Here is a 24,622-nt window from a genome sequence, read left to right as displayed (position 1 = left end):
ATGCGTCACCTTCTTTTTTGATGTAAAAAATCCTCCCAGTTCAAATGAACGAGAAGGATTGAAGAAGGTATAAGTTCATTGGGCTTGTTGTTTACTAAGGCGAATCTCGTTTTCGATCGCATGGATCGCGGCTGACCAAGACCCATAGCGATGAAGTAAGGCTTTCGTCGATGGTTTGTTGTTTCGCTTTGCCCATTCTCGATATGCTTCAAAGGAGAGGGAGAAGCCAACTTCTTCGATTGCTTGACGCAGGGAAGCAGCAAGTTCAGCTTTTGAATAGGTGACACTTGCTTCAAGTCCTGCTGCGGTACAGGCGTCATGCCATGAACCGAACATCTTGACGATATGATAGTGACTCGGGGCATGATGGACGGATTTACGCCACATTTGATACTTTTTGAGCGTGATCGTCGAGCCGACGTCTTGTGCATACCGTTCGAATGACTTTAAGATCTCGTCTTTCGTGTATTTAGGTGCACGCTCGAGTTCCTCCGGCTGTTGATCGACATTCCACTCGTATCCAGCAGCAGATAAGGCTTCTGGCCATGAACCGAATTGACGAATGATGTTTTCTGGCTGAGGCCAGTCATTCACGAGAGCATAACGGCGATAGACAGTGCGGCGTGGACGATCCTGGATGAGTTCACCGACCGCGCGGATGGCTTCAATCATCTCAAGTTGCTCTTCTGTATAACTCTGTTGACTCGTAAGTACACGTTGCTTCATGAGTGAGTCCTCCTTCCTAGTTCGATGTAATATTGAGGCAAAAGTCCTCTGTATTAGATATATCGGTACATTTCCATTAATTATGAATAATTCCCGCAAAATATTGTAAATAAAGTGAATCGGATTCTTTGCTTAGTATAAATGGAAGTCATGGAAATGAAAACAGAATGACACGAAATTTTAATTCTATTCAGAAAAATAGGACAAACGGCTCATATGGAAAAAAAGACCAGACACGCTCGTCAGCGAATCTGGTCTTCGGATATAACTTATTTTCCTTCAATGGAAGCCCATTTGTACGAAGTATCCGCACCAACTTTGTGGTTGACGACTCCTTTGACATACGGTTTACGTAGGAAGGATGCTCCACGTTGGTACATGACTGAGATGGCTTGATCATCCTCAAGGAGTGTTTTCTCAGCATCTTTCAGTGACTGCCAACGTTTTGCTGCATCGACTTCTTTTTGAGCCGATTTGATGAGTGAATCATACTTATCGCTTGTGTACTTACCACGATTGTATGGTCCACCTGTTACCCACATATCGAGGAACGTCATCGGATCCTGATAGTCAGGTCCCCATCCTGCGAATGACAGTTCGAACTCACCTTTTGATTCAAGATCCAATTTGTTCTTGAACGGTTGTTGTTTGATCGTGACTTCAAGACCTGGAAGGTTTTTCTCCCACTCGCCTTTGAGGTACTCAGAGATTTTCTTCGAGTTGTCATCATCGTATGAAAGAAGCTCGAGTTTCACCGATTTCTTACCGACTTCTTTGAGACCTTTTTCGAACGATGCTTTGGCTGAAGAAGCGTCGTATGACCCGAAGCCTTCGTTGCCGTCACGGAAGTCTTTACCGTCTGGACCTTTTGCGAAGTCTTTTGGTACATAGTAGTACGCAGGGATCGAACCGTTGTTCAAGAGGACTTTCGCCATCTGCGCTTTATCGTATCCCGAATCGATCGCTTTACGGATATCCTTGTTTTTCAAGAGTTCATTCTTGAAGTTCATTTGGATGTAGTACATTGACGCATCAAGACGCGTATCGAACTCTTTGCTATCTTTGTACTGATCAACGAACTCACTCGTCAGACCGACTTGGTCGACATCACCTTTTTCGTAAAGGTTGACGCTCGTTGAGACTTCCTTAACGATCTTGAAGTTGATGTCATCGAGCTTGACGTTGTCTTTATCCCAGTACTGGTCGTTCTTCTTAAAGCTCCAGCCGACTTCCGTCTTCCAATCCGAGAGGGTGAATGGTCCGTTGTAGAGGAATGTATCCGGCTTCGTCGCAAAGTTTTTCCCTTGTTTTTCGACGAATTCTTGCTTGAGCGGCATGAATGAACCAAAACCAGTCAATGATTTGAAGTATTCAGCCGGTTGCGTCAACTTGACTTCGAGTGTTTTGTCGTCGACCGCTTTAACTGCAACGTCATCTGCTTTCCCTTTACCCGTGTTGTACGCTTCCGCACCGTCGATGATATACATGATGTACGCATATTGCGAACCGCTCTTCGGATCGAGGACGCGTTTCCACGCATATTCGAAGTCTTTTGCTGTGACATCGCTGCCATCCGACCATTTTGAATCACGAAGTTTGAACGTGTATGTAAGTCCATCTTCCGAAACATCCACACTCTCAGCAACACCTGGTGTTGCTTCTTGTTTGTCGTCAAGACGGAACAGACCTTCTTGAACGTTGTTCAATACCGTGAAGGATACAGAGTCCGTTGCGACTGTCGGGCTAAGAGCCGGAATGTCTGAACCGCTCGTTAAGTTCAAGACTTGTTTGTCTGAAGTTTTGTCGCCTGACGTCGAGCCGCCTTCTTTTTTACCTTCATCTGTCGTCGAACATGCCGCAAGACTTGATCCAGCGATGGTCAGTGCTCCGACGAGTGCGAGTGCCTTTTTCTTCTTCATAAAGTAAATCCCTCCCAAAAGAAATAGATATATATGGTGAAACGAAAAGAACCGATAGGATAGCGATCCGGTGTCCGACTAAAAATAAGAGGGGTCATCGCCTTTTATTCTTAAGCTATGGAAAGCACCGGATCAACTTGTTATCAATAATAAATACAATATTCAGAAAAATCAATAGGATATTTTCAGATTATTTCAAAATTATTAAATTTGTGTGTGATACCAACGTTTCCTTACATGAAATTATTTTTATGTAAGGATAAAATTAGGAATATTAATAATCTGCACATACAAAAAGAACCAGTTGAATGATTCAACTGGTTCTTCGAATTATTTCCGTTCTTGTACGTATTGAAGTGCTTCTGCGACGTGATCTTTTACTTTCACACTACGCCATTCCTTGACGATTTCACCGGATTCATCGATTAAGAAAGTCGAGCGTACGATTCCATAATATTCCTTACCGTAGTTCTTCTTTAATTGCCAGACGCCATATTGTTCACAGACTTCGTGATCGACATCTGATAACAATTGAAACGGTAATTCGTATTTCGCGATAAAGTTCTGATGACGCTTTTGACTATCAGCGGAGACGCCGAGAATGACGGTGTTGTTCTCTTCAAAAGCTTGCGTCGCATCTCGGAAATCACATGCCTCGGTCGTACAACCCGGCGTTGAATCCTTTGGATAGAAATAAAGTACGACTTTTTTTCCGCGATAATCCTCAAGGGAGATTGGTTCTCCTTGTGCATTTGGAAGGGTGAATGTTGGTGCTTGCATGAAAAACTCCTCCTTATCCTAATTCCATGTTTAATTGATCCGCATATTTTTCAAGCTTCTTTTGAAGGCTTTCTTTTAACGGATCGAGTGCGATCAAGTACTTCTCATAATCCGTACCGGCTTTCGCTGTCTTCATGAGGAGAGGCTGTTCTTCCTCATACCAATCCGCATAGTCTTGATAGTAATCAACAAGCGTCTCAGGGTTTCCTTCATTTTTCAGCGCCTCACCATAAATCATCAGAATGTTACTGTTCATCTCAAGCGCCATATAATCCGTTTGCGCATTGACGCGAGAGAAGACGGCATCCTGTTCTTTTTCATCCGTTTTCCCGATTTCGTCTGCTGCTTTCGCATTGACACCATACTCATCGGCGTTAAACCCAGTGAACAGATCACCAAGCGTCGAGAAGACGGCCGGGTCGAACGTCGTTGGTGTCAGAACGATCTTCCACTCATCGTCTTTCTTCAATAACAGCTTCGATCCGCGGTTCGGGAGAATTGCTCCCTTCGCATCCTTGAATTCATGGATGATATAAGCGACGTCGCCCTTTTGGAACGACTTGACGATTTTACCAGGAATGACGTTCAAGTTCTTCGCACCAACGGCGAGGGGTTCAAGTTGTTTTGCATCACCTGTATATTCAATCGATGCGAGGTCTTTCGCATCTGCTCGTCCCGATTGACCGAGCGTTTTTTCATAGGTTTGATAGATATCGAGAACGGCTTGTTCAGCCTTCTGTTGTTTCGTTTCCGTCGTCTTCGGGGATTTGGTATTTGTAGAAGACGGGGAATCGTTTCCGCAACCGACGAGTACGAGACTGGTCGCAAGCAGCACTACGAGCGATCGTTTCATTCGAATTCCTCCTAGATGGGTGTTCCGTGATGATTTCATAGCTAATCTTGTCTCTACCATACAGGAAATTCGCTTTTTTGAGTAGGATATCGGTACACTAAACGAAAGGGGAGTGATAGATATGAAAATTCATATTACAGACGAGGCATTGCAATACTTTAAAAATGAGATGGAAGCACAATCGGGCGATACGATTCGCTTTTTCGCAAAATATGGTGGATCAACGGATTTAACGCAAGGTTTCTCCGTCGGCGTTCATATGGAAGAAGTCGAACGGGCAGCGGTCGAGGAAGTCGTCGACGGTATTCATTTCGTCGTATCTGACCAAGATGACTGGTTATTCCAAGGACAAGACGTCAAAGTCTCGATCGAAAACGAAGAGATTGTTTTTTCACAAGCGAAGGAATGATAGAGGAACGAGGAGAGACCGAATCGGTCGCTCCTTTATTTTTTTGACTAGAATAATTGTAAGCGGACTCATGCTTCTGTACAATGGAGAATGTAAGCGATTTAAAGTAGAGATTAAAGGGGGAATAGAGATGATTCCGTACAAACACGAACCATTCACGGACTTCTCACAAGAAGCAAACAAGAAAGCGTTCGAAGAGGCACTTGCACTCGTCACGCAAGAACTCGGCAAAGATTATCCGCTCGTCATCGGTGGAAAACATGTGACGACGGAAGATAAAATCGTCTCCGTCAATCCGGCCAACAAAGAAGAGATCGTCGGACGTGTCTCAAAAGCGACACAGGAACATGCAGAAGAAGCGATGCAAGCAGCAGTCACAGCCTTCGAAACATGGAAATTCGTCAATCCGTCTGTACGTGCGGACGTCCTATTCAAAGCAGCGAACATCATCCGTAAGCGGAAGCATGAGTTCTCTGCCTACCTCGTCAAAGAAGCAGGGAAGCCTTGGAATGAAGCGGATGCGGATACAGCAGAAGCAATCGACTTCCTCGAATACTACGCACGTCAGATGCTCGTCTTAAAAGACGGTAAGAAAGTCGAGAGTCGTCCAGGCGAATACAACCGTTACGATTACATTCCACTCGGTGTCGGTGTCATCATCTCACCATGGAACTTCCCACTCGCGATCATGGCTGGAACAGCCGTCGCAGCAATCGTGGCAGGGAACCCGATCCTCTTGAAACCAGCATCGACGACACCGGTCGTCGCAGCGAAATTCGTTGAAGTGATGGAGCAAGCTGGTCTTCCGGCAGGCGTCTTGAACTTCGTACCCGGTTCAGGAGCAGAAGTCGGCGACTACCTCGTCGATCACCCAAAAACACGTTTCATCAGCTTCACGGGATCACGTGATGTCGGTCTTCGCATCAATGAGCGGGCATCAAAACTGAACGAAGGTCAAATCTGGCTCAAACGTGTCATCGCGGAAATGGGCGGAAAAGATACGATGGTCATCGATGAGTCGGCTGACCTCGATTACGCAGCGGACATGATCACGAAAGCGGCATTCGGATTCTCAGGTCAAAAATGTTCAGCTTGTTCACGTGTCGTCGCACTCGACTCTGTCTATGACGAGTTGCTCGAAAAAGTCGTCGCGAACACGAACAAACTCAGCATCGGTAACCCGACGGATGTCTCAAACAATGTCGGACCAGTCATCGATGCAGCAGCCTTCAAGAAAATCACGTCGTACTTCGACGTCGCAAAAGAAGAAGGACGCATCGTCGCAGGTGGTACGGCTGACGATTCAACAGGATTCTTCGTCTCACCGACAGTCGTCGCGGACGTTCAACCAACGGATCGTTTGATGCAAGAAGAAATCTTCGGACCAGTCGTCGCCTTCACGAAAGCGAAAGATTTCAAAGAAGCAATTGATATCGCAAACAACACGGAATACGGATTGACAGGTGCTGTCATCACGCAAGACCGGACGAATCAAGAGTACGCACGTGCGAACTTCCACGTCGGTAACCTCTACTTCAACCGGGGTTGCACAGGCGCAATCGTTGGCTACCAACCATTTGGTGGGTTCAACATGTCAGGTACGGATTCGAAAGCGGGCGGACCGGATTACTTGACTTTACATCTTCAAGCAAAAACTACTTCAGAAATGTTCTGAAATGGTGTTTAATAGATGAAACGGGTGTGCGACCTGCACACCCGTTTTTCTTATATCACGGAAAAAGGGGGAGCAAGGATGAACGGAATGTGGTTCGCGATTTTGCTATATCTCGGCCTGATGGTCGCACTTGGCGTCATTGCGTATTATCGGACGAAGAACATGAATGACTATATGCTTGGAGGACGTACGATCGGTCCCGTCGTCACGGCGCTCTCTGCAGGAGCAAGTGACATGAGTGGGTGGCTGTTGATGGGTTTACCGGGTGCGATGTATGCAACTGGTCTGTCCAGTGGATGGATTGTCGTCGGATTATTACTTGGCGCTTATGCCAACTGGTTACTCGTCGCGCCTCGTCTGCGTGCGTATACGGCACATGCAGGGGATGCAATCACGATTCCCGATTACTTTGAAAAACGATTCCACGATAAAAGTGGTGTTTTGCGTACCGTTTCAGCTGGAGTTATTTTAATATTCTTTATAATGTACGCATCAAGTGGTTTTGTCGCAGGTGGTCGTTTATTCGAAGCTGTCTTTGGTCTTGAATATACAACAGGTCTTTGGATTCTCGCAGGGGTCGTCATTGCGTATGTCTTCCTCGGTGGTTTCCTTGCCGTCAGTTGGACGGACGTCGTGCAAGGGATGATCATGGTCATCGCATTGCTGATCGTACCAGCTGTCGCGCTGACTTTAAGTGGTGGGATTAATGATACATTGGAGACGATCCGGTCGACAGGCGGCTCGAAACTGGAACTGTTCAAAGGGACGACGACGATCGGTATCATCTCGCTTCTCGCGTGGGGACTCGGCTATTTTGGACAGCCGCATATCATCGTTCGTTTCATGGCGATTCGTAACTTACATGAGATGAAGTCGGCGCGTCGTGTCGGGATGATTTGGATGACGTTCTCGATCGTTGGTGCAATGGTGACGGGCTTGATCGGATATGCCTATTACACGCAACAAAGTGCAGGATTAAAAAATCCAGAGAATGTCTTCATTCAATTATCACGTGACCTTTTCCCAGGGTTCATTACAGGGTTGTTGCTTGCAGCCTTACTTGCTGCGATCATGTCGACGATTTCGACGCAGCTGCTCGTTTCTTCAAGTGCGGCAACGAATGATTTCTATCACCGTTTCTTTAAACGTGATGCTTCAGACCGTGAATTGATGTTGATGGGGCGTGCTATGGTTCTTGTCGTAGCGCTTCTTGCGATTCTCTTATCATTCGGTGCGGAGAAGTCGATCTTAACACTCGTCGGATACGCGTGGGCTGGTTTTGGTTCAGCGTTCGGTCCGGTCGTGCTGTTCAGCTTACTGTGGCGCCGGATGAACAAGACGGGAGCACTTGCTTCAATGATTACGGGATCTGTCGTTGTCATCGCTTGGATCCTCATTAACCAAAATGTAGATGGATTACCATCGTATATTTCGGAAATGTACGAGATGATTCCGGCATTCATCGCTTCGACGATCGCGCTCGTTATCGGTAGTCTCGTGACGAAGGAACCAAGTCAAGCAATCTATGATGAGTTCGATCAAGTACAAGCACAACTAAAAGGTGCAGAGCCTGAGCGAAAAATCGTCTAAATAACGGAAAGGGGTGTTTCCTGAGTAAAGGAGACACTCCTTTTTTTGTTTACTTGATACGTTATTATTTACCATAAACATATTTGTTGCGCTTACGCAAAATGAGCGTATAATAAAAACAAAAAGTGAGGTGAATGAGATGGTGACACAGCCACTTACACAAGACGTACCCAAAAAACGGACATATATCGGACCGGCGTTCGTTGCTGCCGTCGCGTACCTCGATCCGGGAAACTTTGCAACGAACATGACGGCAGGTGCTCAATATGGCTATTTACTGCTCTGGGTCATCGTTGCCTCGAACTTGATGGCCGTCGTCATTCAGTTCCTATCAGCCAAACTTGGAATCGTCAGCAATCTTAGTTTAGCGGAGGTGATTCGAGAAGAGTTATCGCCGGTCTATCGCTTCTTTTACTGGGTACAAGCGGAACTCGTCGCAATGGCGACCGATCTCGCGGAGTTCGTCGGAGCCGCACTCGGATTTCATTTACTGTTTGCGATCGACTTACGCATGGCGGCGCTGTTGACGGCAGTTTTATCATTCGTCATCCTCGGATTCGAGCAAAAGGGACTTCGACATTTCGAAGCCGTCATCGCGGTGCTCGTTTTAATCATCGCTGCTGCTTTTGCAATTGAAGTATTTGAAGTCCATCCGGTCTTTCGCGATCTATCGGCAGGATTGGTACCGGGATTTGAAGGTACGTCGAGTATCGTGCTTGCTGCCGGGATGCTCGGAGCAACCGTCATGCCACATGCGATCTATCTCCATTCCGATTTAACGAAGCGACGGATGGGACATGTTGCAAACAAAATACCGCTGTTACGAATCCAACGCTTCGATATTTGGGGAGCGATGCTGATCGCCGGAGCGGTCAACGGAGCAATGCTCGTCATCGCGGCCAGTGTATTTTACGGTACGAAATATCAAGCTGGTTCACTTGAAGCGATCTATGAGGGACTTCATGTCACGCTTGGTGGCATCGCGCCGTATCTGTTTGCAATTGCCTTACTCGTTTCAGGTCTTGCATCATCGAGTGTCGGTACGATGTCAGGTGACGCGATCATGCGCGGATTCCTCCATCTTCAATTGCCGTTGTTCGTTCGACGGACTGTGACGATGTTACCGGCGATTTTGTTGCTCTTCTCCGGTTTTGATCCGACACGAGCACTTGTCCTGAGTCAGGTCGCTTTATCGTTCGGGATTCCGTTCGCGCTAATCCCTTTGATTCGGGCGACAGCGAGTGAACGGTACATGGGGGAATATCGAAACAGTCATTTCATGAACGCGTTGGCATGGATCATCGTCTCGATCGTCATCGTCTTCAATATCTATTTACTCTTCGATGTCTTAGTATGAATATTCAGTATTTTTGTTTCGTCTGATTTAAACCGGGTATTTCATAACTAGAAGCTTTCCGCCCGGAAGCTTTGCTACCCCTATAAGGACGATGGTGCGGACCTCCCCCCGATGCACCATCGTCTTTTTTGTCTGGACAAAAAGTGCTATGATTAGAAATAGTGTAAAATATATCGCAAAAGTTCCGGAGGTGGAATGACATGGCAAAGATTAATGAGGAGCAAGTCCGCCACGTGGCGCATTTGGCACGCCTTGCCGTGACAGATGAAGAAGTAGCACAATTCACAGGACAACTCGAGAAGATTCTTGGGTTCGCTGAACAATTAAATGAACTCGATACGACAGGCGTCGAACCGACGACTCATGTCCTCGATTTAAAGAACGTCCTACGTAAGGACGAAGTACGTCCATCACTTCCGCGTACGGAAGTAGAACGACTCGCACCCGATTGGGAAGACGGACAAGTCCGCGTCCCAGCGGTGTTCGAATAAGGAGGAAATGACCCGATGTCACTTTTTGAACATGGTGTCAAAACATTACACACACTCATTCAGGATGGCGAAGTCAAAGCTTCTGAACTCGTCAAGGAATCCTTTGATCAAATCGACCGCGTCGACGGAAAAATCGGTGCGTTTCTCTCATTGAATGAAGAAGCGTTCGAGCAAGCGAAACGAATGGATGATGTCGCGAAACACGAAGCGAACCCACTGTTTGGTCTTCCAATCGGCGTCAAGGATAACATCGTCACGAAAGGAATGACGACGACATGTGGTTCGAAATTCCTTGAGAACTTCGTACCAGCACATGATGCGACGGTCGTCGAGCGTCTGCATGAAGCAGGGGCAATCACAATCGGGAAGTTGAACATGGATGAGTTCGCAATGGGTTCTTCAAACGAGAACTCAGCGTACAAACCGGTTCGCAATCCATGGAATACAAAACACGTTCCAGGCGGTTCTTCGGGTGGTTCAGCAGCTGCTGTCGCAGCAGGCGAAGTCTTGTTCAGCCTCGGTTCGGATACAGGTGGTTCGATTCGTCAACCGGCTGCCTATTGTGGTGTCGTTGGGTTGAAACCGACTTACGGTCTCGTCTCACGTTTTGGTCTCGTTGCGTTCGCGTCGTCCCTTGACCAAATTGGTCCGTTGACACGAACAGTCGAAGATAACGCGTATCTTTTGAGCGCGATCGCAGGACACTGTGAGATGGATTCGACGTCTGCGAACGTTGCAGCAACGGATTATACACAAGCGTTGACTGGTGATATCAAAGGTTTGAAGATCGCTGTTCCGAAAGAATACTTCGGCGAGGGTGTCAGTGAAGGCGTCAAAGCCAACATCCGTGAAGCGATCCAAAAACTCGAAGCACTCGGTGCGACGGTTGACGAAGTCTCACTTCCGAACTCGAAATATGCGCTTGCGACGTACTACTTACTCGCTTCATCAGAAGCATCTTCGAACCTCGCACGCTTTGACGGCATTCGTTACGGTGTCCGCGCGGAAGCGGACGCACTTGAAGATGTCTTCAAGTATTCCCGTTCACAAGGATTCGGAGACGAAGTCAAACGCCGGATCATGCTCGGAACGTATGCACTCAGCTCTGGTTACTACGATGCCTACTATAAAAAAGCACAACAAGCTCGGACGTTAATCAAAAAAGATTTCGAAGATGTCCTTGCGAACTATGACGTCATCATCGGACCAACAGCACCGACACCAGCATTCGAACTCGGTGCACAGCTCGATGACCCGGTCACGATGTATGCGAATGACATCTTGACGATTCCGATTAACTTAGCAGGTGTCCCAGCGATCTCGGTTCCAGCTGGATTCGTCGACGGTCTTCCGGTCGGCTTACAAATCATTGGAAAACATTTCGATGAGGCGACGATCTATCGCGCTGCGCATGCGTTTGAGCTTGCGACAGGTGGATTCGCGCTTCCGAAGTTATAAGGAGCGAATGTATCATGAACTTTGAAACGATCATCGGGATCGAGGTCCACGCCGAACTGAGCACGAACACGAAGATGTTCTGTGGTTGTGCGCGGGAATATGGCGCAGAGACGAACACGAAAACGTGTCCGATTTGTCTTGGACACCCGGGCGTCTTGCCGAAAATCAACGAAAAAGCCGTCGAACTCGCCGTTCGTGCAGCGATGGCACTCAACTGCCAAGTAGCCGATCAAACAAAATTCGACCGGAAGAACTATTTCTATCCGGATACGCCAAAAGCGTATCAAATCTCGCAGTTTGATCAACCAATCGGCTTTGATGGCTACATCGATGCGGAAGTCGATGGCGAAACGAAACGCTTCCGAATCGAACGTGTCCATCTGGAAGAAGATGCCGGTAAGATGAACCACACGGGTGCCAATCACTCGGTCGTCGACTTCAACCGGACAGGCGCACCGCTAATTGAGATCGTCAGTGAAGCGGATATGCGTTCACCGAAAGACGCAGTCGCCTACCTCGAACGTCTCAAGGAAGTCTTGCAATATGCAGGCGTCTCAGACGTCAAGATGGAAGAAGGATCACTCCGTTGCGACTGTAACATCTCGGTGCGTCCATACGGACAAGAGAAGTTCGGTACGAAAACAGAGCTCAAGAACTTAAACTCATTCGGAAACGTCTTAAAAGGGCTTGAGTTTGAAGAAGATCGTCACCGTAAACTATTGCTTGCGGGTGGTGTGATGCGTCAAGAAACACTCCGTTTCGATGAGACGAAAAAACAAACCGTCCTCATGCGTGTCAAGGAAGGGGCGTCGGACTATCGTTATTTCCCAGAGCCTGACCTCGTCAAGCTCGTACTGGATCACGATTGGAAAGAAGCGATTCGTGCCGGTATCCCGGAACTTCCAGATGCACGCCGTGTTCGTTATCAAGAAGAACTCGGTCTTTCAGCGTATGACGCGAAACAATTGACGGTCACACGTGAAATGGCAGAGTACTTCGAAGCGACACTTGCAGCTGGTGCAGAGCCAAAAGCAGCAGCCAACTGGACAGTCGGTGAGATCCAAGGTCACTTGAATAAATCGACGGAAACGTTCGAAACAGTCAAGATGACACCAGCGCGTTTGGCAGAGATGATCGACTTGATCGCAAGCGGCACGATTTCTTCGAAAATCGCCAAACAAGTCTTCACGGCAGTCATCGAAGAAGGTGTCGAGCCGCGTGCATACGTTGAAGCAAACGGTCTTGCACAAATTTCGGATGAAGGATTGTTGCGTGGTCTCATCGTCGAGATGTTCGAAGCGAACCCAGCCGTCGTCGAGGAGTTACTCGGTGGACGTGACCGGAAGAAAGGCTTCGTCATCGGTCAGATCATGAAGAAAACAAAAGGAATGGCAAACCCTGCTCTCCTTGATCAACTCTTCTACGAAGAGCTCGAAAAACTGAAATAAGTTCCACTTAAGATGGCGTCCGTCTCTACCTCGCTGAGGTGAAGAAACGGACGCTGTCTTTTTTGGCTTTGTAATGTCTCGAGAGTTCATGTAGAATAAAACAGTTATGTATCAAATGAACGGTTGAGTCAAAAAGGAGAAAATCTTATGAGACCTAGAGCGCGCGTGATTTATAACCCGACTTCCGGGAAAGAGATGGTTAAACGAAACTTACCGTATATCCTCGACCGACTCGAAGCAGCGGGTTATGAGACATCTGTCTACTCGACGAAAGCGGTCGGCGATGCGACGTATGAAGCAGCACGAGCATGCGAAGCAGACTTTGATCTTGTCGTCGCTGCAGGCGGCGATGGTACGTTGAATGAAGTGATCAGCGGAATGGCAGCTTATAGCAAACGTCCAAAGCTTGGTGTACTACCTGTTGGAACGACGAATGACTTTGGTCGAGCGATGCGTATTCCGTTGACGATCGAAGGGGCGATGGATGTCATCTGCACAGGACATACGATGCCAGTCGATATCGGTAAGATCGAAGGGTCGACAGGCGTCCATTACTTCATCAACATCGCCGGTGGCGGCATCATGACAGAACTGTCGTACGAAGTGCCTTCAAAGCTGAAGACGGCACTCGGACAGCTCGCGTACTATGTCAAAGGGATGGAGAAACTTCCGCAAATCCGACCAACATATGTCGAACTGGAGCATGAAAAGGGTATATTCAAAGGAGAAGTCATGTTGTTCTTGACATCCAATACGAACTCTGTCGGCGGATTCGAGAAGTTGTCACCGAACGCGTCACTTAACGATGGGCGATTTGATCTCTTCATCCTGAAGAAATGTAACCTCGTCGAATTAATTCGTGTCATGCGTCTTGCCTTGAAAGGGGATCATTTCTCGGACCCTTGCATCGAGCATGTCACGACCTCATTCGTCCGTATGAAGAACACATCAGAGATGAGTTTGAACATTGATGGTGAGTTTGGCGGCATCTGCGAAGGCGAGATGACGAATCTTCGCTCTCATTTCGAAGTCATGACACCAAAGTTCCGGATCGAAGAAATGGAACAGATTAATACACAACTACAAGAAGCAGAAATGAACCTCGCGTGAAGCGAGGTTTTTAAGGAGGATATTCATGATTCCAGTACAAAAGAACGATGAACACGTCGTCGAGATCGTCGACCTGACACATGAAGGGTCAGGGGTCGCGCGCATCGATGGATATACGGTCTTCATCCCAGGCGCATTGCCAACGGAGCAGGTCAAGATCAAGATCACGAAAACGACGAAGTCTTACGGATTCGGTCGCATCATCCGTCAAAAGACGAAGAGTGCCGATCGTGTCGAGCCACCTTGCCCAGTTTACAACCAGTGTGGCGGTTGCCAATTGCAACATTTGTCATACGACGCAGAACTCAAGTTCAAGCACAACCGCGTTCGTGACGCTTTCGCGCGCCTAGCAGGCCTCGAGATTCCGGTCCACGAGACGATGGGTATGGAAGATCCATGGGGTTACCGCAACAAGGCACAAGTACCGGTCGCGTTCCAATCGAACAAATTGATGGCTGGCTTCTATCAAAAACGGAGCCACCGGATCATCGATATGGACTACTGCTTGATCCAAAACAAAGAAAACGATGAAGCTGTCCAAGCGGTTCGTAAAGTCCTCGCTGACTTAAAAGTCCCAGCATACGACGAGAAGAAAAAAGCAGGTGTCATTCGTCATATCATGGCACGTCATGGCTACCATACGAACGAGTTGATGGTCGTTCTCGTCACGAAGGTCAAACAACTTCGCGGTATCGATAAAATCGTCGAAGGAATCTTAAAGGCGTTACCGAACGTCACTTCGATCCAGCACAACATCAACCCGGATGATACGAACGTCATTCTTGGGAAAAAGAACGTCGTCTTGTACGGACCGTCCGTCATTCGCGATCAAATCGCTGGTTTGACATATGAGATCTCACCGCATTCGTTCTTCCAAGTCAACCCGTTGCAAACAGAGAAACTCTACGCGAAAGCGCTCGAGTATGCTCAGTTGACAGGAGATGAGACAGTCGTTGATGCATACTGTGGAATCGGTTCGATTTCATTGTCACTCGCAAAACAAGCGAAGCACGTCTACGGTATCGAAATCGTACCGCAAGCAATCGATGACGCACGCCGGAACGCACAAGCGAACGGGATCGAGAACGTGACGTTCGAGTACGGTGCAGCTGAGAAGGTCATGCCAGCACTCGTCAAAGCGGGTATTCAGCCGGACGTCATCGTCGTCGACCCACCACGTAAAGGCTGTGACGAAGAGTTCTTACGTGCTGCAGCAGATGTCGCACCGAAGCGGATCGTCTACGTCTCATGTAATGCGTCGACACAAGCACGTGACGCGAAGTTGTTGACGGAGCTCGGTTATACACTCGTTGAAGTGACACCGGTCGATATGTTCCCGCATACGACACACGTTGAGAGCGTTGCCTTGTTCGTCCGTAACTAAATCGTTTTGAATGCCTCTTTCCACTAAGGAAGGAGGCTTTTTTGTCTTTACGCTTAGCAATTAATGGGTGGGAACAAAAAATGAGAAACGGCTTTATTAAACCATTTCTCATTTTGATAATCGTCATTCTGTTTCTGTTGTTTCATCCTCAATCGTTGACTGTGCTGTGCTCGGGAACAACTCAGCAAGAACACGTTCACTTGCCGTGCCGTCATCCAAGCTACAGAACCGTTCGAGGAAGCGATCATACTTTTCTTGATACGCGACGGACTTCGTATCAATCTGTTCGATATAATCGATGACTTGGTCCGTTTCCTTCAAGAGTGGTCCCGGAACGACTGCTTCGAAATCGAAGTAAAATCCACGTAACGTCGATGCATATTTCTCTAAGTCATACGTAAAGAAGATCATCGGACGTTGTAAGTGCGCATAATCGAAGAAGACAGACGAATAGTCGGTGATTAGCACGTCACTGACTAAATACAACTCTGCGATATCACCGTATGACGACACGTCATAGGCAAATCCTTCATGTCCACTGATGTCCATGTTTTGTGCAATCAAGTAATGCATCCGGAGTAAGACGACGTAGTCGTCACCGAGTCGGGCTTGCATCTCGTTCAAGTCGAGTTGGAGATCAAAGCGGTATTTTCCACGCGCAATGAACTCGTCATCCCGCCATGTCGGTGCGTACAAAACGACTTTCTTGTCGGCTGGAATATCCAGACGCGCTTTGATTTCGCTGATTAAACCAGCTTGATCGTCCGCATACAAGAGATCGTTTCGCGGATAACCTGTCTCAAGCATCGTATTTTGGAAACCGAACGCACTCTTGAAGATTTCGCTCGAATACGCATTCGGAGAAATCAAGTAGTTCCATTCCTGTGCTTGATTGTAGAAGTTCCGTTTGTAGCGTGTCGCATTCGTTCCCGCCATATGGACTTCTTCCATGTCGAGACCTAGTCGTTTTAATGGTGTACCGTGCCATGTCTGGAGATAGATTGTTTCTTCGCGTTTTTTCAAGCTCAGTGGCTGACGCGTGTTGAAGATCCAATACTTCGCACGTGCCATCGCTTGGTAGTACGCGAAGCTATTTTTGAGCACCCAGTTCGGACAAGCTTCCTTGACGTCATCTGAAGGTTCTTTCGAGAAAATCCAGACGAGTTCAAGTTCAGGGCGTTGTTCTTTTAATTTCAGGTAAAGCGCCTTTGGATTATCAGAATAGCTCCGACCGAGGAAACTCTCAAATAAGACGAGGTTCTCTTTGACCGGCATCTTTTGGAACAGGCGATAGAGCATCAGACCGTTCTTGATCTTTTTACGTCGTGCCGTCCGTAGCGTTCGTTTTGTCTTCACGGCAGTGATGTATGAACGGAACATGAAGTAGGAACCTGTCGACCATGCTTGTAGATACTTACTTCGTGTCTTCGTCCGTCTTAAATCGTAAGCGACGTGACGGAATACATCTGCCTGCTGACTTTTTGACGTGCTTCGTTCAAGCAACGCACGACCACGTTTTGAGATGAATCGTTTGTACCATGTATTCAAGAACTTTTGAACAGTGTTATCCATCGTATGCGCAGATAACATACCATAGATCCGTGAGATATCAGTCAATGTCGTGATATCGCGTGCTTGATAGAGTGATTGTCCCTCGAGTGGTGTACTGCGTGAGTTTCGACCGTAGACGACATAACTGACCGATGTCAGGTTCGTCAGTTTCGCGATAATCGTATGCGCGATGATCGTATCAGCAAACCATCGTGTCTCAAGAACCGGCAAATCGCTCAGCAATTCCTTTTTGATCATCCATCCGTGAATCGTCGTCAAATGACGCGAATTGAATTTCGTGCGAGTGTAGAAGAAATAACGATCATCATCGATCGGCATAAGCCATTTTTTCTTGTTGTAGACAGGTGAGACTTTACCGATGATGACTTCACCGCGTGATTTCTCATAGGCTTTGATATACGTATAGAGCGCACGTGGTGCGAGGATATCATCACTGTCGAGGAATGTGACGTAGTCACCTGTCGCGACTTCAAGACCGCGACGGCGTGCAGCATATGTTCCTTGATGTGCTTGTTCCAAGATCGTACAAGTCGGATAGAGGGAGCGAAGCTCATCGATGTATGGGCTTGGTCCATCAAAGACGACGATGATTTCTACCGGAATAGACACCTTCTGATCAAGAACGGATTGAATGGCTGCCTTCGTTTGTGATTCGGTTTGATAGACAGGAATGATGACACTAATTGAGTTCATGTTGATTCTCCTTTTTTGTTGAAAGAATCCGCTCAAGACGGATTCACGAAAATAGTTCCTGTTGAATAGGATATCACAAAACGAAAAAAAGGCACGATTCTCTTAAAATTCACTTCGTTGACGATAATGTGTCGGGGTCTCACCGGTCGTCTGCTTGAAGGCTTGACTGAAGTGACTTTGACTCGAGAAGTGTAACTTGTTCGAGATCGTCAGCAAGGAATCGTCCGAAGAACGCAAGAGGCGCTTCGCTTCCCGTATCCGTTCCCGGATAACGTAGCGGGCGAGCGGTAGACCGGTCTCATCTTTGAATAGGACGGACAGATAGTTAGACGAGACATGGATGGCTTGACTGATCGACGAGACGGACAAAGGTTCATAGAGGTGTTGCTGAATATAACGAATGGCTGCCAACACATGTGGCGAATGACGTAATGCTTGGAGCTCCTTGACGGCTTCGGCAAACGAAACGGTAATCCGGACATGCCGATTCCGGAGCTCAGCGATACTCGTCGCCGCTTCAATCGTCTCAATCATCCGGTCGCTGAGTGAGAATGCCTCATCCGGTTCCAGTCCGCCGCGAATCGCAGCACGCGCGCTTAAGAGGACAGTCCCGAGCAACAAATTCTTTTCTGCACGTAAGGGCTGATGACGGGCGAGTGTTCCGAACTCGCCATAGGCCGGCAGGGAATAGGTCGTAGCGAGGCGCTCACTTTGACCGGTCGCGATCCAATCAATGATTTGTTGTTCCCGTTGCCAGGCTTTTCGATACGCCGTGACGCCCGTATGGGAAGGGGCGTCTGCGACGAGAGGGATTTCGGCTTCCTGAATATCAGACTGTTGTTCGATCTCGCGCTTCGGTAGAGCTTCCCCGTGTAACAAGCGATACATCAGGTGAGCACAGTCAATCAGTCGATTCTCCGTCGTACGTGGTAAGACTTTATAGAACTGATGGTAGGCTTCATCTTGGATGTGTGCCCGAAAAAGAGCCGATTGTAGTAAAACCGGACCGATTCGGTATATTCCTTGTTCCGGAACATCTAAAAAGAGGTAAGCTGTACCATCTTTCAGGGTATAGAGTAGAGGAGTCTTTTTTAGTACTGGCCATTCGTTCTCAATCAGTAAGGTTCCTGGGTGAGATGGAGCTTCTGGACGTAACGACAGCGGAGTACCGTGATGATCTCGGTACGTGACGAAAAAACCAGTCATCCCGTAGAGGTGCTCTGCGATTTGCGTCAAGTCAGACGTCGACAAGCGATTCATGACACGACTCCTTTCGAAATATAGTGGATTGCTTCTAGTGTATGTCCTCTTTCGCGGATAGTCGAGAACGAAACAATGAAAAACGAAGCCTTTCGAAAAAAGACTTCGCTGAAAAATCATTCGGATGAAGACGAAGGAACCTTTAAATCCGAATCATGTCGTTCCTCGTCAAGTGATGCGACAGCTGCTTCCTCATACAAGACGGATTCTTCCGAATGTATGACCTCTTCAACGGAGTCGTGAACCAATGTTTCCGTATCGTCGAGTTGGAAATCAAGCGTCAGTTGATGGAGATTACCAGCAATCTTTGCAAGATGCGTAGCGGCAGACGTCACGGATTCGAGTGTTACGTTCGTTTCTTGAATGCTCGCACTACTCGTCTCAAGACCTGCGGCATTCTCTTCCGTCAAAGCGAGAATCGTCCCCATGGCGTCTGAGACTTCTTCCGTCGCTTGCGTCAACGCATGGATGTCACCGGTCAGTTCTTCTGTCCGGCGTGAGACATGTTGGACGGAACCCGCGATTTGCTCGAAATCGTCACCGGTCGTCTTGACGGAATCAAGCGATCGTTTCAAATCATCCATGACATGGTGCATCGCACCCATCGCGGTCTGTGTCTCGTCTTGGATATGATCGAGGAGTTGTTTGATTTGCTTCGCAGAAGCGTCACTCTCTTCCGCAAGCTTTCGGACTTCACTCGCAACGACAGCGAATCCGCGTCCTTGTTCGCCAACGCGTGCTGCTTCAATGGCGGCATTCAAGGCGAGCAAGTTCGTCTGACTCGAGATTGCTTGTAGTGTGCCAAGGACTTTGGCAATCTCATCCGATCGTTTACCGAGGAAGTCGGACGTATTTTGGATTTCCTGTTCGAGTGAGACGGAATGATCAAGTAAATCGGCGATCGTCTGTTTCGTTACATCACTTCCGCGAACGGCTGCGGAAGCGACGGTCGAGACTTCCGATAATGTCGTTGACGCGACGTGTTGCATGGCCGTCGACCGTTCCTTGACGCCATGAACGGCATGGGACGAGCGCTCTGCTTGTTTCGTCTGTGTTTCACCAGCCGCCGCGATCTCTTCCATCGTTCGTCCGATTTGCAGAGAAGCTGTTTGGACGTGCGTTGCATTCGTGGAGAGTTCGGCAGATGCATCCCGGACGGTCGTCGCTGAAGTCGTCAAAGCGAGAATTGTTTGACGTAGTCGAGCCCGCATCGCGTCAAAGTTCTCGGTGAGATCCGTCAACTCGTCTTGGATGAAACGTGTCGGACGCTTTGGCGTCCGTAAATCACCAGAGGCGATGGCAAGTGCTTCTTGACGGAGTGTTGATAAAGGACGATTGATTGATCGACCAATCAACCAAGCAATCAACGTGGCTAAAGCGATCGCGACGACGAAGTTGATCAACGATTGACTGAGCATTTCTTCTTTCGGTGCATACAAGGAAGCATAGTCAAGAACGACAGCTAACTTAAAGCCTGTTTTTGACGAGGTCTGCCAGATGACGACGGATTTTGTACCGGCGACGTCCATGATGTTCGAACCCGACTCTTGTTCCATCATTGCTTTAGGAGCAGAGAAATAAGGTTTTCCGTCTTCTTTCATCTGCGTTACGTTTTTGAAGAAATAATTTTTATTCGGATGGGTGACAATCTTCCCATTTTGGGTATAGCTGAAGACGAATCCTTTTTGTCCGATTTCAATCCGTTTCATGTCTTCTGCTAGGCGATCGATACTTTTATAGATGGATAAGACACCTTTGATATTCGCCTGTGCATCTAGTGTTGCTTTTGAGAAGCCGATGATGGATAGTTTCGTTGCCGCATCATAATGCGGTTCACTCATGATGACGGTGCTAGAGTTATCGAGTGCTTGTTTGTACCAGTCTTCCTTGCGTGGATCGTATCCAGGTGCTGCCGCTTGTTTTGGCCAATTGAGATAACCACCAGCGGTATCCGCATACTGAATGAATGAGTTTTCGATTTTCGATGAACCGTACTTTTCTAGGACGCTATAGATATCGCTCGCTTTTTGCGTCGGAGGAGTAGCCGGATCGGGTTGTTTCGTTTGATCCGTGTAGTTCGGTAAAGCGCCGTCCGCTCGGTTGAACGGAAGACCTGCGAGTAAGGTCGTATCCTTCTTCGTATCATCAATGATTCGTGTAAAGGATTGTTCGAGTTGCTTCAAAGCGGTTTGTGACGTCGAGTCTACAAGCTGATCGACGGTTTGGCTCGTCTGATCATAAGAAAACCAGGTCGAGGCACCGAGAGTGAGAGCGGGCAATAAAATAAGCCCGATGAACAGGCGACGCGTGATCGGGAGGCGCATATGTATTCTCCTAACTAAATAGTCTTTAAATTCTGTCTACTTGGAATATCGGAATAGTATGACCAAATATGAAGGAATTATGTAGAGATTTTCATCATTTGAGAAATGAATCGGAGCAGGGTTCATGATAAAATGAAAAGGGTGTCACAGAGTGGCTAGGGAGGAACAGAAATGAATATTGCTTTTTTCTTATTACCTAAAGATGAGGTGAAATATTTAGATCCTGAGTCAACGGTCAGACAAGCACTAGAAAAGATGAAACATCATCGTTTTACGTCAGTCCCACTCGTTGATAATAAAGGGAAATACGCAGGAACGCTGACAGAAGGCGATGTCTTGTGGGCGCTCGAAGCAAATCTCGAGCATGCTGATTATGACCATGTCTTGCAGACACGTTTAACCGATATCAAACAACGCGTCCGTTATAAACCGGTCTCGATCACAGCGCAAATGGAAGAGATGATTGAAGTCATCACGGATCAAAATTTCGTACCCGTCATCGATGACGGAAGACATTTCATCGGGATTATCCGACGACGTGACATCATCGATTATTTTGCTAAAAAAGTAGCGCGTGAGAACGTCAGTTATTAAAAAAGAATAAAACTAGTAAAAAAAGCACTTATTTTCGCAGAAATGTGGGAAGACGTGCTTTTTATTGACCCAAAACGACTTCAGGAAACGGTATGAGACGACGATATAGAAACATAATGACAATTTAGGGAGGACGATGTGTTGCGACGTTTATCACCAGTCTTCATCGTAGAAGCTTTTCGAAGACGCTCCTACTATAAAACGTTCTCATGGATGATTGCGATCATCGGGTTATTAGCATTGATCGTCGCATGTCAACATTTGATGAAAACACTCGAAGAAGGTTATCGCTTCAAAGCATCAGGAAAAACGATTGCTGAAGTGACACCATTTAATCATGCTGAACAAGAAGTGACACGCTATTATTTTTCATCATTGAATGAGGACACGGATGTTCTACAAGCGTCCAAACAATCCGATCGTGCATTGGAACAACTAACCGATCGTCTACCGAACATGAAAGCGACTGGGTCGGCACAGGAAGAAGTCTTGGCGGAAGTCAAGAAGCTTCAACGGCAAGGATATGAATCGAACCATCGCTTCTTCACGACGATGACGAATTTCAAGAGTGAAATCATCTTCAATCAACTCGTACTGAGCAAAGAGACAGGATCTTATTATAATGTCTTCTCCAATTTGATTCTGATGGAGGAACAACTTGGGAAATCAGCTGAAATCTTAAAAGATGCCCGTCAAAAGGAAGAACCGAGCTCGATTGATCGATTACGGATTCAGCAGATGCGGATTGATTTACCGATACGCCAGGCATCACTCATCAAATCATTGTATGATGTGATTCCTCTTCAGGACGATACGGGACGGCAAGATGTCGCAACAATGCGGGAACAGATGGCTTCCTATACACAAACGCTCGATGATCTATTACGTGCTCCAAAAGTCGAGACGTACGCTGCTTTGGCAGGACAAGCGGAAGAATATGAATCGAGTATGTATCGTCTGTACGATCAAGAACTCAACCAAGTCGCACAAGAAATGCAGGATCGAGGCCATCACATCATTCGCAATGCCTGGCTTCTCTTTGGTGCAACCAGTGTCTTAATTCTTGGACTGTTGATTTTGACCTTATCGTTATTACGCGCCTTTCGCCAAGATCTATCCTTACTGAAAGGAGAAGCGAATACCTTTGCAGAAGACCGCCGGCAATCCGGTTATGACGTACCGGAGCGAAATGATTTTCAACCTGTCGTCCAAGCGTTTCGGACGATGACGGCCATCATCGCCGGGTTGCTCGATCATAATGATGCCAAAACAAAAGAAATCAAGCAGAAAAAAGCGGAAATCGAGTCGCTCTTTTCACAAAATACAGATCCGATTCTTGCGATGTCATCTGACTATACGATTGTGAACGGAAACGAACGCTTTCGACAATTGACGAAAGTGACGGCGGAATGGACGATCGAAGAACTGATCCATCCGGCTGATTTGAATCGGATGCGGCGAGCGTTGAAGCAATCATTGGAAGGCCATAGTCAAACGATTCGTTGCAAGATGTTGTTCGATGAAGAAATCTTAAACATGTTCGTCAACATCGTCCATGTCGCAAACAAAGAAGACGATACAGGCGTTGCACTTTACTTATCCTGTCATGATGAAACGGATCAGTTCCGGCGCGAAGAACGGATCACACAACTCGCACTCTTTGACATGTTGACGGGACTGTTGAACCGAAATGGCTTTGAACAAAAGATGGCAGATGCGTTGAAAGCACCTCAGCCGGGAGAACTCGTCACCATCAGCGTTCGACAATTCCGGCGGATCAACGATATTTACGGACATGGTGCAGGCGATCAGATTTTGAAAGATCTCGCCAATCGACTCAAACATCATTTCATCGGAACGGGACAAGCCGCACGAATCGGGGGAGACGAATTCGCCGTGTTGGTTGCACAACAGGATATCGTTGATTACGAGAAATTGAAGCAAGTCATCGAACACGTCTATGAGATCGATGGAGAGTATGTCAATGTCAGCATCAGTATGAGTATGGTGCGGTACCCCGATGATGCAGTAGCCGTCACGTCCTTATTATCTTCGGTTGATATCGCGATGCAGCATGCGAAGCAACAGACAGAAGGCGGACCGGTCTGGTTCGAATCCTGGATGAGTGCCGAGTATCTCGAATCCGTCGTCCTCGAAGGAGAACTGCGGGACGCGATCGAAAAGAACGAGCTACAATTGTTCTATCAACCACAAATCAATCTCGCGACCGGTCAGGTCGATGGTTGTGAAGCGCTCCTGCGCTGGTTCCACCCTGAACGGGGGATGATCAGTCCGGCGATCTTCATTCCGATTGCCGAACGATCGATGTTGATTGAAGAGATCGGGATGTGGGTCGTTGCCGAAACGGTCCGACAAGTCGAAGAGTGGAAGGATACGGAACTCGGAGTACTACGCGTCTCAGCGAACTTATCCGTCAAAGAACTCGTCTCCGGTCGGATCGTCGATTATCTGACTGATGTCCGAGAAGTTCATCCGGGAATCGAACAACGGATGGAACTTGAAATTACGGAATCATTCGGTGTCTTTTCAGACACACGCGTGTTTGATGCGTTACAGAAGTTGCATCAGATGGGGTATCGTCTTGCGATTGATGACTTTGGTACGGGGTATTCTTCCTTGTCGTACTTGAGTCGCTTGCCAATTCAGCGACTGAAAATTGACCGTTCGTTCATCAGTGGTCCGGATGCATGCTCGAACGCACCGCTCATCGAGACGATCATCAAGCTCGCACATACGCTGAAGTATGACGTCGTCGCTGAAGGAGTCGAAGAACTTGAACAAGCTGATCATTTGCGAGTGCTTGACTGTGAGTATGCGCAAGGATTCTATTATTCAAGACCGATTCCAGCCGACGTGTTTCGAGTCTGGTACGTGAAGTACCATCAAAAGCTTCTATCTGAATGAATTAGTCTATTATGACTCATGATTTTAATATGTATGTGTCTTAAAATGAAAAAA

18 protein-coding genes are annotated in these 24,622 nt (G+C 47.4%); 11 read left to right on the top strand and 7 right to left on the bottom strand.

Going from position 1 to position 24,622, the window contains the following annotated elements; genetic code table 11:
* Positions 1–75: 75 nt before the first annotated feature.
* The 4 genes from B3S86_RS11385 to B3S86_RS11370 all read right to left on the bottom strand — a co-directional run bounded on the left by B3S86_RS11385 (position 76) and on the right by B3S86_RS11370 (position 4,278).
* On the bottom strand, positions 76–726 hold the full coding sequence (locus B3S86_RS11385) for a homing endonuclease associated repeat-containing protein (RefSeq protein WP_035410251.1): 651 nt from the start codon (positions 724–726) through the stop codon (positions 76–78).
* A 269-nt stretch (positions 727–995) separates the two neighbouring features.
* Positions 996–2,645 carry a peptide ABC transporter substrate-binding protein gene (locus B3S86_RS11380; RefSeq protein WP_056063166.1) on the bottom strand — a complete coding sequence of 550 codons (1,650 nt, stop codon included), beginning with the start codon at positions 2,643–2,645 and terminating at the stop codon, positions 996–998.
* Positions 2,646–2,975: 330 nt separating this feature from the next.
* The gene (gene bcp, locus B3S86_RS11375; protein ID WP_056063163.1) at positions 2,976–3,425 is read right to left on the bottom strand and encodes a thioredoxin-dependent thiol peroxidase; all 450 of its coding nucleotides are present in this window, start codon (positions 3,423–3,425) and stop codon (positions 2,976–2,978) included.
* A gap of 13 nt (positions 3,426–3,438) precedes the next feature.
* Entirely contained in the window at positions 3,439–4,278 is an 840-nt protein-coding gene (locus B3S86_RS11370; protein ID WP_056063160.1) for a hypothetical protein, read from the bottom strand.
* Positions 4,279–4,399: 121 nt separating this feature from the next.
* On the opposite strand from B3S86_RS11370, the gene B3S86_RS11365 reads away from it, so the two are divergent.
* From B3S86_RS11365 to rlmD, 9 genes are all read left to right on the top strand, one after another.
* The gene (locus B3S86_RS11365; protein ID WP_035410238.1) at positions 4,400–4,687 is read left to right on the top strand and encodes a HesB/YadR/YfhF family protein; all 288 of its coding nucleotides are present in this window, start codon (positions 4,400–4,402) and stop codon (positions 4,685–4,687) included.
* A 130-nt stretch (positions 4,688–4,817) separates the two neighbouring features.
* Positions 4,818–6,362 (top strand): L-glutamate gamma-semialdehyde dehydrogenase, encoded by a 1,545-nt coding sequence (pruA, locus tag B3S86_RS11360; RefSeq protein ID WP_029342578.1) that lies wholly within the window; start codon positions 4,818–4,820, stop codon positions 6,360–6,362.
* Positions 6,363–6,440: 78 nt separating this feature from the next.
* Positions 6,441–7,952 carry a sodium/proline symporter PutP gene (gene putP, locus B3S86_RS11355; protein ID WP_035410234.1) on the top strand — a complete coding sequence of 504 codons (1,512 nt, stop codon included), beginning with the start codon at positions 6,441–6,443 and terminating at the stop codon, positions 7,950–7,952.
* 130 nt (positions 7,953–8,082) lie between these two features.
* Complete coding sequence (locus B3S86_RS11350; protein WP_290752594.1) at positions 8,083–9,309, top strand: Nramp family divalent metal transporter; 1,227 nt, start codon at positions 8,083–8,085, stop codon at positions 9,307–9,309.
* Positions 9,310–9,509: 200 nt separating this feature from the next.
* Positions 9,510–9,800, top strand: coding sequence for an Asp-tRNA(Asn)/Glu-tRNA(Gln) amidotransferase subunit GatC (gene gatC, locus B3S86_RS11345; protein WP_023469336.1), 291 nt, complete (start codon positions 9,510–9,512; stop codon positions 9,798–9,800).
* 15 nt (positions 9,801–9,815) lie between these two features.
* Positions 9,816–11,258: an Asp-tRNA(Asn)/Glu-tRNA(Gln) amidotransferase subunit GatA gene (gene gatA, locus B3S86_RS11340; RefSeq protein WP_035410229.1), complete on the top strand. Its 1,443-nt coding sequence runs from the start codon at positions 9,816–9,818 to the stop codon at positions 11,256–11,258.
* A 14-nt stretch (positions 11,259–11,272) separates the two neighbouring features.
* Entirely contained in the window at positions 11,273–12,706 is a 1,434-nt protein-coding gene (gatB, locus tag B3S86_RS11335) for an Asp-tRNA(Asn)/Glu-tRNA(Gln) amidotransferase subunit GatB (RefSeq protein WP_035410227.1), read from the top strand.
* Between the two features lie 147 nt (positions 12,707–12,853).
* Complete coding sequence (locus B3S86_RS11330; protein ID WP_035410224.1) at positions 12,854–13,816, top strand: diacylglycerol kinase; 963 nt, start codon at positions 12,854–12,856, stop codon at positions 13,814–13,816.
* 25 nt (positions 13,817–13,841) lie between these two features.
* The gene (gene rlmD, locus B3S86_RS11325; protein ID WP_290752581.1) at positions 13,842–15,200 is read left to right on the top strand and encodes a 23S rRNA (uracil(1939)-C(5))-methyltransferase RlmD; all 1,359 of its coding nucleotides are present in this window, start codon (positions 13,842–13,844) and stop codon (positions 15,198–15,200) included.
* A 123-nt stretch (positions 15,201–15,323) separates the two neighbouring features.
* On the opposite strand, the gene B3S86_RS11320 is transcribed toward rlmD, so the two are convergent.
* The 3 genes from B3S86_RS11320 to B3S86_RS11310 all read right to left on the bottom strand — a co-directional run bounded on the left by B3S86_RS11320 (position 15,324) and on the right by B3S86_RS11310 (position 21,049).
* Positions 15,324–17,465 carry a bifunctional glycosyltransferase/CDP-glycerol:glycerophosphate glycerophosphotransferase gene (locus B3S86_RS11320; RefSeq protein WP_290752578.1) on the bottom strand — a complete coding sequence of 714 codons (2,142 nt, stop codon included), beginning with the start codon at positions 17,463–17,465 and terminating at the stop codon, positions 15,324–15,326.
* A gap of 102 nt (positions 17,466–17,567) precedes the next feature.
* Entirely contained in the window at positions 17,568–18,725 is a 1,158-nt protein-coding gene (locus tag B3S86_RS11315; protein ID WP_290752575.1) for a helix-turn-helix domain-containing protein, read from the bottom strand.
* Between the two features lie 116 nt (positions 18,726–18,841).
* Entirely contained in the window at positions 18,842–21,049 is a 2,208-nt protein-coding gene (locus B3S86_RS11310) for a methyl-accepting chemotaxis protein (protein ID WP_290752572.1), read from the bottom strand.
* Positions 21,050–21,220: 171 nt separating this feature from the next.
* Between B3S86_RS11310 and B3S86_RS11305 the strand changes: the two genes are divergently transcribed.
* Both B3S86_RS11305 and B3S86_RS11300 read left to right on the top strand, forming a co-directional pair.
* On the top strand, positions 21,221–21,643 hold the full coding sequence (locus tag B3S86_RS11305; RefSeq protein WP_035410212.1) for a CBS domain-containing protein: 423 nt from the start codon (positions 21,221–21,223) through the stop codon (positions 21,641–21,643).
* A 138-nt stretch (positions 21,644–21,781) separates the two neighbouring features.
* Complete coding sequence (locus tag B3S86_RS11300; RefSeq protein WP_290752565.1) at positions 21,782–24,568, top strand: putative bifunctional diguanylate cyclase/phosphodiesterase; 2,787 nt, start codon at positions 21,782–21,784, stop codon at positions 24,566–24,568.
* Positions 24,569–24,622: the final 54 nt, after the last annotated feature.

The sequence above is a fragment of the Exiguobacterium sp. UBA3968 genome (assembly GCF_002385115.1).
Classification (GTDB): Bacteria; Bacillota; Bacilli; order Exiguobacteriales; family Exiguobacteriaceae; genus Exiguobacterium_A.
This window is presented reverse-complemented; position numbering and strand designations above follow the sequence as displayed.